The sequence below is a fragment of the Streptomyces sp. NPDC059456 genome (assembly GCF_042750055.1).
GTDB lineage: Bacteria > Actinomycetota > Actinomycetes > Streptomycetales > Streptomycetaceae > Streptomyces.
Map to the genome: position 1 here is coordinate 1 of NZ_JBHYVA010000196.1, position 3,381 is coordinate 3,381.

Below are 3,381 nucleotides of genomic sequence, written 5' to 3' on the forward strand. Positions count from 1 at the left end.
GCGGGGGGGTTGGGGTGTTGTTTTTACCCGCGCCCCGCCGCCCCCCCCGGCCGATCCTGGCCCCGGCCGCCCCGGGGGCGGGGGGGCCCCCGCGGGGGGACTTCTGCGTGCCCGGGGTGGCCCGGGCCGGAAGTTGGTGGCCGCAGAGGGGTTTTCCTCTTCCGTACCCCTCAGTACATTGACACCATGTCTAATACGCCGCTCGCGCCCGCCCCCGTGGCGTCGGAACACATCGAGCTCAAGGCACGGAACGTGTCCTTCGGCTGGGAGGGCACCCCGCTCCACTGGCTGCCCGGCGACCCGTTCGCCACGCACACCATCAACGTGCTGCACCTGCTGCTGCCCGCGGGCGAGCGCTGGTTCGTCCACGTCTACAAGCAGGTGCTCCCGTACATCGAGGACGAGCAGCTGCGCGCCGACGTCGTCGGGTTCATCGGCCAGGAGGCCATGCACGCCGCCGCGCACGACGACGTGCTCCCGCACCTGAAGCGCCTCGGCCTGGACCCGACCCCGTACACGGCGCAGGTGGACTGGCTCTTCGAGAAGCTGCTCGGCGACCGGACGCTGCCCCCGGGCAGGGCCCGCCACTGGTGGCTCATGGAGCGGGTCGCGATGATCGCGGCGATCGAGCACTACACGGCGTTCCTGGGGAACTGGGTCCTCAACGCCGACGAACTGGACCGCCGGGGCGCGGATCCGATGATGCTGGACCTGCTGCGCTGGCACGGCGCCGAGGAGGTGGAGCACCGCTCGGTGGCCTTCGACCTGTTCATGCACGTGGACGGCAACTACCGCCGGCGGGCCCGGACCTGGGCCACCGCGTTCACGGCGCTGGTCTTCCTGTGGCAGCGCGGCGCCCGCTTCTTCATGGAGAACGACCCGGAGCTGACCGGCGCCAAGGCGTCCCTGGGCCAGTTCTTCCGCGCGGGCCGGCAGGGCACGCTGCCCCCGGCGGGCGCGATGCTCAGGTCGATCCCGACGTACCTCTCCCGTACGTACCACCCCTCCCAGGAGGGCTCGACGGCCCAGGCCGTGGCCTACCTGGCCTCCTCCCCCGGAGCGAACGGCGGCGCGAACGGCGGTGCCCCGGCATGAGCCGTGCCCTGAAGGCGGCGGCGGTGGCGGGAGCCGTGCTGCTGACCCGCCGCGCCCTGCGCGGGCGCATCGCCCGCTCGCCCCTGTGGCCCCTGCCGGCACTGGAGACCCCCGTCTCGGGCCACTCCCCGCGCCGATGGCTGCCCACCCTGATCGTCTCCCGTACGGAGCCGGCCGAAGGCGTCCTGCAGCTGACGCTGGAATCCCCGGACCTCCCGCCGTGGACCCCGGGCGCGCACGTGGACGTCCGGCTCCCCTCGGGCCTGGTCCGCCAGTACAGCCTCTGCGGCGACCCGGCCGACGCGGGCCGCTACACGATCGCGATCCGCCTGATCGAGGACGGCCGCGGCGGCTCCCGCGAGGCGCACGCCCAGCTGACGGAGGGCGCCGAACTGGCGGTCCGGCCGCCCCGCAACCACTTCGCGCTGGAGCCCTCCTCCGCGTACCTCTTCGTGGCGGGCGGCATCGGCATCACGCCCGTCCTGCCGATGCTGCGGGCGGCCACGGCGGCGGGCGCGGACTGGACCCTCCTCTACGGCGGCCGCAGCCGGGCCTCGATGCCGTTCCTCGGCGAACTGTCGGCCCACGGCTCCCGGGTGACCGTCGTCCCGGAGGACGAGGCGGGCCTGCCCGACCTGTCCGCGCTGGCCGCCACCGCCCCCGGCACGCTGGTGTACTGCTGCGGCCCGGACCCCCTGATGACGGCGGTCCGGGAGGCCGCCCCGGACCCCTCGGCCGTCCGCCTGGAACGCTTCGCCCCGGCCTCAGCGGCCGGCCCGGCCCGCGCCTTCACGGTGGAACTCCACCGCTCGGGCCGCACGGTCGAGGTCGCCGCGGACGAATCCGCCCTGACCGCCGTCCGCCGGGAACTCCCCACCACCCCGTACTCCTGCGAACAGGGCTTCTGCGGAACCTGCCAACACCGCGTCCTCGCGGGCGAGGTGGACCACCGCGACACCCTCCTGACGGACGGCGAGCGCGAGGACTCGATGCTCCTGTGCGTCTCGCGCGCGAAGGACAATCACCTGGTCCTGGACCTCTGAGCCCCGCCGGACGCCCAGTAGGGTGTCCGCATGACAAGCGGGACGCGGCGCAGGATGGGTGTCGAGGAGCGGCGGCAGCAGCTGATCGGGGTCGCCCTGGAGCTGTTCAGCCACCGGTCGCCCGACGACGTGTCGATCGACGAGATCGCGGCGGCCGCGGGCATATCGCGGCCGCTCGTCTACCACTACTTCCCGGGCAAGCTGAGCCTGTACGAGGCCGCCCTGCGGCGGGCCGCCGACGAGCTCGCGCAGCGGTTCGTGGAGCCGAAGGAGGGTCCGCTCGGGGCCCGGCTGCTGCGGGTGATGGGCCGGTTCTTCGCGTTCGTCGACGACCACGGACCCGGTTTCTCGGCGCTGATGCGGGGCGGCCCGGCCGTCGGGAGCAACCGGACCAACGCGATGATCGACGAGGTCCGGCAGGCCGCCTACCAGCAGATCGTCACGCACATCGGGATCGAGAAGCCGCCGGCCCGCCTCGAACTCGTGGTGCGGTCGTGGGTGTCGCTGGCCGAGTCGACCGCCCTGATCTGGCTGGAGGGCCGGAAGATCCCGCGGGCGGAGCTGGAGCTCCAGCTGGTGCACGACTTCGCGGCGCTGGCCGCGGTGAGCGCCGCGTACGACGCGGAGATGGCCGCGATCCTCGGCCGGATCCTCGCCGACGAGCCGGCCGACGGGCCGTTCGGAGAACTGGTCGGGCGGCTCGTGGGGCTCGTCCCGGCGACGGTGGAGCCCGGGGTGCCCTCGCCCCGGTGACCGGCCCTGCCGGCCGGTCACCGCAGCCGGGCTCCGCAACCGGCCCCCGCGCCCGGCCGCCGGTGATCATCCGCGTGATAATACGCGCGTGATCATTGATGACGGGATCTTGTTCCGGCGGGCCGTGGAGAAAGACGCCGCCACCCTCGTGGCCCTGTACGACCAGGCCGCCCGGTGGATGCGGGGGCAGGGCATCGACCAGTGGAAGCCCGGGGACAAGGACGCCGCGCACTTCCTGGCCAAGATGCGCGAGGGCGAGGTGTGGCTCGCCGGGGACAGCGACGGCCGGATCATCGGCGCGTACGAGCTGTGGTGGTCCGACGAGGAGGCCTGGGGCGTGCAGCCGCCGGTCGCCGGCTACGTGCACCGGCTGATGGTGGAACGCGAAACCGCGCCCGCGGGGGGGGGGCCCCCGCCGCGCGCACACCCCCCCCGGCGGCACCCCCGGGGCGGCCCCCGGACGAATTAAAAACAGAAGCAGCCGCCGCCA

The 3,381-nt window shown here is 73.7% G+C and carries 4 protein-coding genes; all 4 read left to right on the forward strand.

Annotated features, from left to right (window positions below):
• Window positions 1-186: 186 nt before the first annotated feature.
• The 4 genes from ACFXA3_RS18900 to ACFXA3_RS18915 all read left to right on the forward strand — a co-directional run bounded on the left by ACFXA3_RS18900 (window position 187) and on the right by ACFXA3_RS18915 (window position 3,360).
• Entirely contained in the window at window positions 187-1,095 is a 909-nt protein-coding gene (locus ACFXA3_RS18900) for a metal-dependent hydrolase (RefSeq protein WP_385188118.1), read from the forward strand.
• A complete protein-coding gene (locus ACFXA3_RS18905; protein WP_385188120.1) occupies window positions 1,092-2,138 on the forward strand; it encodes a PDR/VanB family oxidoreductase in 1,047 nt (348 codons plus the stop codon). Before ACFXA3_RS18900 ends, ACFXA3_RS18905 begins: the two co-directional genes overlap by 4 nt.
• Window positions 2,139-2,168: 30 nt before the next feature.
• Entirely contained in the window at window positions 2,169-2,891 is a 723-nt protein-coding gene (locus tag ACFXA3_RS18910) for a TetR/AcrR family transcriptional regulator (RefSeq protein ID WP_385188122.1), read from the forward strand.
• Between the two features lie 88 nt (window positions 2,892-2,979).
• Window positions 2,980-3,360 carry an N-acetyltransferase gene (locus ACFXA3_RS18915; protein WP_385188124.1) on the forward strand — a complete coding sequence of 127 codons (381 nt, stop codon included), beginning with the start codon at window positions 2,980-2,982 and terminating at the stop codon, window positions 3,358-3,360.
• Window positions 3,361-3,381: the final 21 nt, after the last annotated feature.

Excerpts from the sequence above, each read along its gene's own strand:
- ACFXA3_RS18905 (WP_385188120.1), top strand. The coding sequence starts at position 1,092 with ATGAGCCGTGCCCTGAAGGCGGCGGCGGTGGCGGGAGCCGTGCTGCTG.
- ACFXA3_RS18900 (WP_385188118.1), top strand. The coding sequence starts at position 187 with ATGTCTAATACGCCGCTCGCGCCCGCCCCCGTGGCGTCGGAACACATC.
- ACFXA3_RS18910 (WP_385188122.1), top strand. The coding sequence starts at position 2,169 with ATGACAAGCGGGACGCGGCGCAGGATGGGTGTCGAGGAGCGGCGGCAG.